The following is a 5,174-nucleotide window of genomic DNA, read 5'->3' as shown; positions in this document are numbered from 1 at the left end:
GCGCACCTTCACCGGCGTCCTCGACCGCGCCGCCACCGGACCCGTGGGCGCCGAGCTGAAGTGGCTCGCGGGCGAGCTGGGCACCGAACGCGACCAGGAGGTGCTGGCCGACCGGCTGACCAGCGCCCTCGACGCGCTGCCGCCCGACCTGGTCACCGGCCCCGTCCCGGAACGGCTCACCGCCTGGGCCGAGGCCCGCCACGGCGCCCACGCCCATCTGACCGGCGTCCTGGACTCCCGCCGCTACCTGGCCCTGCTCGACGCCCTGGACGCCCTGCTCGCCGACCCCCCGCTGCGCGCGGCGGCGGCGCGGAAACCGAAGAAGGCGCTCGCCAAGGCCGTGCGCAAGGACGAGCGGAAGCTGGCGGCCCTGCTGGAGCACGCGCTCGCCCTGCCGGCAGGCGAGGAGCGTGACCGCGCGCTGCACGAGGCCCGCAAGAAGGCCAAGCGCACCCGGTACGCGGCCGAGGCCGCCACCGACGCCCTGGGCGCCCCCGCCCGCGCCCTCACCAAGGCCATGAAGAGCCTGACCACCCTGCTCGGCGACCACCAGGACGGCGTCATGGCCCGCCGCACCCTGCGCGAGCTGGCCGCGGTGGCCCACGCGGCGGGGGAGAGCACGTTCACCTACGGGCTGCTGTACGGCAGGGAGGAGGGCCACGCGGCCCGGCTGGAGGCGGAGCTGGCCGGGCGGTGGGAGAAGATCGCCGACCGGCTCTCCGGCTGAGCGTGCGGGACGCCCCGCCGGGCGGGTTACGCTTGATGGTCACCCCGCCCCCAGCCTCCGGCCGGGGGATACCCCCGTCAGCTCATGAAGGTTCGCGAGATGCCTGTCGAGTCGGTTTTCCCGCAGCTCGAAGCTCTGCTCCCGCACGTGCAGAAGCCGATCCAGTACGTCGGCGGAGAGCTCAACTCCACGGTCAAGCCGTGGGACGAGTGCGACGTCCGCTGGGCGCTCATGTACCCGGACGCGTACGAGGTGGGTCTGCCCAACCAGGGCGTCATGATCCTCTACGAGGTCCTCAACGAGCAGGAGGGCGTCCTCGCCGAGCGCACCTACAGCGTCTGGCCGGACCTGGAGGCGCTGATGCGTGAGCACGGCGTCCCGCAGTTCACGGTGGACAGCCACCGTCCGGTGAAGGCGTTCGACGTGTTCGGCCTCAGCTTCTCCACGGAGCTGGGCTACACCAACATGCTCACCGCGCTGGACCTGGCGGGCATCCCGCTGGAGTCCCGGGACCGCACCGAGGACGACCCGATCGTCCTGGCCGGCGGCCACGCGGCCTTCAACCCGGAGCCGATCGCCGACTTCATCGACGCGGCCGTGATCGGCGACGGCGAGCAGGCCGTCCTCGACATGACCCGGATCATCCGCGAGTGGAAGGCCGAGGGCCGCCCCGGCGGCCGCGAGGAGGTGCTGTTCCGCCTCGCGAAGACGGGCGGGGTGTACGTCCCGGCCTTCTACGACGTGGAGTACCTGCCGGACGGCCGGATCGCCCGTGTGGTGCCCAACCGCTCCGGCGTGCCGTGGCGGGTGTCCAAGCACACGGTCATGGACCTGGACGAGTGGCCGTACCCGAAGCAGCCCCTGGTGCCGCTGGCGGAGACGGTCCACGAGCGGATGTCCGTGGAGATCTTCCGCGGCTGCACCCGCGGCTGCCGCTTCTGCCAGGCCGGCATGATCACGCGCCCGGTGCGTGAGCGGTCCATCACCGGCATCGGCGAGATGGTCGACAAGGGCCTGAAGGCGACCGGCTTCGAGGAGGTGGGCCTGCTGTCCCTGTCCTCGGCCGACCACAGTGAGATCGGCGACGTCGCCAAGGGCCTCGCGGACCGGTACGAGGACGACAAGATCGGCCTCTCCCTGCCCTCCACCCGCGTGGACGCCTTCAACATCGACCTGGCCAACGAGCTGACCCGCAACGGCCGCCGGTCCGGTCTGACCTTCGCCCCCGAGGGCGGCTCGGAGCGCATCCGCAAGGTCATCAACAAGATGGTCTCGGAAGAGGACCTGATCCGTACGGTCGCGACGGCCTACGGCAACGGCTGGCGCCAGGTGAAGCTGTACTTCATGTGCGGTCTGCCGACGGAGACCGACGACGACGTCCTCCAGATCGCCGACATGGCCACGCGCGTGATCCAGAAGGGCCGCGAGGTCTCCGGCTCCAACGACATCCGCTGCACGGTCTCCATCGGCGGCTTCGTGCCCAAGCCGCACACCCCCTTCCAGTGGGCGCCGCAGCTGTCGGCCGAGGAGACGGACGCGCGCCTGGCGAAGCTGCGCGACAAGATCCGCGGCGACAAGAAGTACGGCCGCTCGATCGGCTTCCGCTACCACGACGGCAAGCCCGGCATCGTGGAGGGCCTGCTCTCCCGCGGTGACCGCCGCATCGGCGCGGTGATCCGCGCGGTGTACGACGACGGCGGCCGGTTCGACGGCTGGCGCGAGCACTTCTCCTACGACCGCTGGATGGCGTGCGCGGAGAAGGCCCTCGCCCCCTTCGGCGTGGACGTCGACTGGTACACCACCCGTGAGCGCACCTACGAGGAGGTCCTGCCCTGGGACCACCTCGACTCCGGTCTGGACAAGGACTGGCTCTGGGAGGACTGGCAGGACGCCCTGGACGAGACCGAGGTCGAGGACTGCCGCTGGACCCCGTGCTTCGACTGCGGTGTCTGCCCCCAGATGGACACCCACATCCAGATCGGCCCGACGGGCAAGAAGCTGCTGCCGCTGACGGTGAAGAACGCCGGCCCGGCGCCGGCCGCGAGCGGTCACTCGCACTGAGGCGCCCGCTGCCCACGTCCCCGCACGATCCCTGAGCCCCCTCGCCCGCCCGGGAGGGGGCTCGGTGGCGTCCGGTGGGCGCACGCCCGGCATGTGTCGTAGTGAACATGACATGGCTGGATCCGATCGGCCGGTCCGCGCGTCTTTCCGGACATGGATCTCCAGAAGCCGCCGGAACCGCGCCACCAGCCCGAAGGGTGCCTCGTCGTCGCCGTCCGCCTGCCCGTGCGGATCGTCGTCCTGGTGCTGGTCGTGCCGGTGCGGATGGTGTGGGACGCGCTCGTCGTCATCGGACGGCTTCTGCGGGACACCGTGCTCAAACCACTCGGACGGGCTCTCCTGTGGACCGGACGGGCCCTGTTCGTGTGGCCCTTCCTGGCCCTGTGGCGGTACCTCCTGGCCCCCGCCGGCAGGGCACTCGCCTGGCTCGTCCGGGTCCTCGTCGTCGTACCGGTCCTGTGGTGCCACCGGTACCTCCTCACCCCCCTCGGACACGCCCTCGCCCGGCTGGCGCGCGGGGTGGGCGCCGGGCTCGCGTGGGTCTACGCGCGCGTGCTGGTCCCCGTGGGGCGCGCGCTGGCGTGGCTGCTGAAGGGCGCCGGCGCCGTACTGGCCGTCGTCGGGCTCGGCGGGTACACGGCCGTCGCCTGGCTGGTGCGGTACCTGGTCGTCGTCCCCGCGCGATGGCTCCACACCCGGGTCCTCGCCCCCGTCGGCCGGGCCGTCGCCTGGTGCGTGCGAGGACTCGCCCGGCTGCTGGGCCTCCTCGTCGCCGGGATCGGCCTGGTCCTGTACTGGACCGCCCGGGTGCTGCTCGTCCTGCCCGCGCTCGCGCTGTGGCGCTGGGTCCTCGCGCCCGTCGGCCGGTTCCTGGCACTCGTCGCCCGGGAGGCCGGGGACGCCCTCGGACACGCCTGGCGGATCGCGGGCCGGATCTCCCGGGCCGTCGGACGCGCCCTCGCCGCCCTCTTCCGGTGGATCTTCGTGGAACCGGTGCGCTGGGCGTACCGCACCGTCCTCACCCCCGCCGGGCACGCGGTGCGCGACGCCGTCCTGCGGCCCGTCGCCCTGGGCGTACGCGCGGTGGGACGGGTTACCCGGGAAGCGGTGACCACGGCCCGCGACACGGTCCGCCAGGCCCGCGCCGAGTTCCGCCGGATGCTGTTCGGCAGCCCCCGGCAGCCGGCCCCGGTGGACCGGCGGGAACCCGTGGCCCGCGACACACGTACTCTTGGTAGGAGTACGACCGCACTCACGAAGGACTGAGCGACACTGGGCAAGCGACAGCCCGAAGGCCCGCCGCCCGCACCCGCGGTGCAGCGCATTCGCCTGCGCTACACCAAGCGCGGCCGCCTGAGGTTCACCAGCCACCGAGACTTCCAGCGCGCCTTCGAGCGGGCGCTGCGCCGCGCCGAGGTGCCCATGGCGTACTCGGCCGGGTTCACGCCGCACCCCAAGGTCTCGTACGCCAATGCCGCACCCACCGGCACGGGCAGTGAGGCGGAGTACCTGGAGATCGCGCTCACCGCGCCGCGCGACCCGGAGACCCTGCGCGCCCTCCTCGACGAGTCGCTGCCCGCCGGGCTCGACATCGTCGAGGCGGTCGAGGCACGGACCTCCGGCCTCGCCGACCGGCTGACCGCCTCCGTCTGGGAGCTGCGGCTGGACGGCGTGGAGCCGGCCGAGGCCGAGCGCGCGGCCGAGGCCTTCAACCGGGCCGGGACCGTGGAGGTGCAGCGGATGACGAAGAACGGCGTCCGCACCTTCGACGCCCGCCCGGCCGTGGTGAGCCTGGAAACGCACGGCGCTCCGGCTGATAGGCCGAGCGACCGCCCCTGTGCGATACTGCGGCTGGTTGTTCGGCACGTGACGCCTGCCGTACGACCCGACGACGTCCTGTCCGGTCTCCGCGCCGTGGCCGACCTGGCGCCGCCGGTCCCCGCAGCGGTGACCAGGCTGGCGCAGGGGCTGTTCGATGAAGAGACCGGCACGGTGACCGACCCGCTCGCGCCCGACCGCGAGGCTGCCGGGGCCCTGACGGCCCAGCCGGCCGCCGCCGCGACGGCGCCCATGCCGGAAGGTCCCGCGTAGGGACGGACGTCGTAGCGCCGCCCTCGTACTCGGGAGCCACCTGGGTCGGGCAGCGCACCGACCAGAAGACTTTCGCCAGGCCGTACCGACAAGGCGTACGGAACCGGCGAGACAGGACACAGAGTGCTCCCGTGCGGCGCCCGCGCCCCGGACGGCGGCCACCGCGCATCGCGCGGGCCGCGGACGTCAACGGCGGACGGTCCCCTGAGACCGGCGCCGGACCAGGTGCGGCGCCCGGGAGCCTGACGGGAGATACGCCCGCATGCTCGGACCGAACGAACCCCAAGAGGGTTCC

General features: G+C 72.9%; 4 protein-coding genes. All 4 read left to right on the top strand.

All coding sequences use genetic code 11. From position 1 onward, the window contains the following. A partial coding sequence (locus H5J33_RS22855; protein ID WP_181796780.1) for a CHAD domain-containing protein occupies positions 1 to 727 on the top strand: 727 nt, incomplete at its 5' end. Between the two features lie 99 nt (positions 728 to 826). Next, entirely contained in the window at positions 827 to 2,788 is a 1,962-nt protein-coding gene (locus H5J33_RS22850) for a TIGR03960 family B12-binding radical SAM protein (protein WP_181796779.1), read from the top strand. A 153-nt stretch (positions 2,789 to 2,941) separates the two neighbouring features. Then, complete coding sequence (locus H5J33_RS22845) at positions 2,942 to 4,054, top strand: hypothetical protein (RefSeq protein WP_181796778.1); 1,113 nt, start codon at positions 2,942 to 2,944, stop codon at positions 4,052 to 4,054. Between the two features lie 48 nt (positions 4,055 to 4,102). Further along, positions 4,103 to 4,879, top strand: a complete 777-nt coding sequence (locus H5J33_RS22840; RefSeq protein ID WP_181796777.1) for a TIGR03936 family radical SAM-associated protein — start codon at positions 4,103 to 4,105, stop codon at positions 4,877 to 4,879. Positions 4,880 to 5,174 lie beyond the last annotated feature (295 nt).

Source organism: Streptomyces sp. WELS2, from assembly GCF_013870595.1.
GTDB lineage: Bacteria > Actinomycetota > Actinomycetes > Streptomycetales > Streptomycetaceae > Streptomyces.
Note: the sequence above shows the minus strand (reverse complement) of the source record. Positions and strands in the feature narration are given on the sequence as shown.

Excerpts from the sequence above, each read along its gene's own strand:
- H5J33_RS22845 (WP_181796778.1), top strand. The coding sequence starts at position 2,942 with ATGGATCTCCAGAAGCCGCCGGAACCGCGCCACCAGCCCGAAGGGTGC.
- H5J33_RS22850 (WP_181796779.1), top strand. The coding sequence starts at position 827 with ATGCCTGTCGAGTCGGTTTTCCCGCAGCTCGAAGCTCTGCTCCCGCAC.